Annotated in this window: 2 protein-coding genes; one reads left to right on the top strand and one right to left on the bottom strand. The window is 70.7% G+C overall.

Annotated features, from left to right (window positions below):
- Positions 1-133: 133 nt before the first annotated feature.
- Positions 134-667 (bottom strand): DUF6886 family protein, encoded by a 534-nt coding sequence (locus tag AB0H83_RS51890; RefSeq protein WP_360111500.1) that lies wholly within the window; start codon positions 665-667, stop codon positions 134-136.
- A gap of 132 nt (positions 668-799) precedes the next feature.
- On the opposite strand from AB0H83_RS51890, the gene AB0H83_RS51885 reads away from it, so the two are divergent.
- Positions 800-946, top strand: coding sequence for a hypothetical protein (locus AB0H83_RS51885; RefSeq protein ID WP_169789000.1), 147 nt, complete (start codon positions 800-802; stop codon positions 944-946).
- Positions 947-1220: the final 274 nt, after the last annotated feature.

Below are 1220 nucleotides of genomic sequence, written 5' to 3'. Positions count from 1 at the left end.
CTCCTGGCCGGTCTCGATCTCGCCGTACTCGCTCATGTCATATCCCTTTTATGTGTGGTCCGGAGTGTTCCTTGCGATGCACAGAACACTACGGACCCACGGACCTCGCCGAATCCCGGGAACGTGCCACGGCTCAGCGGGGCAGCGCGTTGCGCAGGCGGATGCCGCTGAACCGCAGCGTGCTCGCCCGGACCGCGTCCCAGAACGGCCACAGGTTCGGCAGCACCCGCAGCTGGATGCCGGCCTCGGCGTGCAGCGCGAACAGGTCCCCGACCGGCTCCGGCGGCCCGAGCGGCACCACCGGCTCGACGGCCACGTGCGCGTGGGGCTCGGGCCCGCCGAACGGTTCGAACGCCGCCGCCGGCAGCCGGTACGCGAACACCTCGGCGGTCCGGATCGCCTCCAGCCAGCCGAACTCGACGGCGTGGACCCGCTCGCCGCAGCCGGGCCCGACGATCCGGTCGCGGTCCTCGGCGGTGGTGTCGGCGGCGGTCCAGGCCATCGCCCGCGGGCACTGGCGGGGGAACCAGTAGTCCGGCGCCCGCCCGTGGTCGACGGCCCAGACGTACGCCTCGGGCTGCTGCGCGGTCTTCGCCACGTGCGGCACGAACCTGGTGATCGTCGGGTCCTCGGAGAAGTGCAGCACCTGCCCTGGTTCCGGTCGCATCGAAGCCCTCTCTCCCGTCATCCCTCACCGAGGCCCATGCCGCGCTGACGGCCGGTGCCCGGCCGGGCGTGTTTCGGCCGGGGCGGCCTCGGGAACCCGTGTGCTCAACCGGAACCCCAACGGAGGTTATCCATGTCGGCACAGGCCGTTCTGTACCTCATCGCCATCATCCTGCTCGCCGTCGCGGCGCTGCCGGTGCCGTCCCGCGGCTTCAACCTGGCGATCCTGGGCGCCGCCTTTGCCCTCCTCGCCTACGCCTGGCCCGTCATCAGCGCCTGACCCGGCGCCCACCCGAAGCCGTCGCGGCCGGTCGCCCTTTCCCTGGGGGGTGGCCGGCCGTGGCACGTTTCCGGGATTCGCGGCGGTCCCGGGCTGCCTACCGTGAGATGCAACAGGACATCACACAGAACACGAAAGTCAGGGAATACAGCGATGAGCGAGTACGGCGACACCGGCATGGACTACGGCCACGTCGAGACGGGCGAGCAGCACGAGTCGCTCGACCAGCTGCACCAGGTCGACGCGAGCCAGGAGGACTACCAGTCGCAGTTCG

The organism is Dactylosporangium sp. NPDC050688, from assembly GCF_040654515.1.
In the GTDB taxonomy this organism is placed as follows: Bacteria; Actinomycetota; Actinomycetes; order Mycobacteriales; family Micromonosporaceae; genus Dactylosporangium.
Note: the sequence above shows the minus strand (reverse complement) of the source record. Positions and strands in the feature narration are given on the sequence as shown.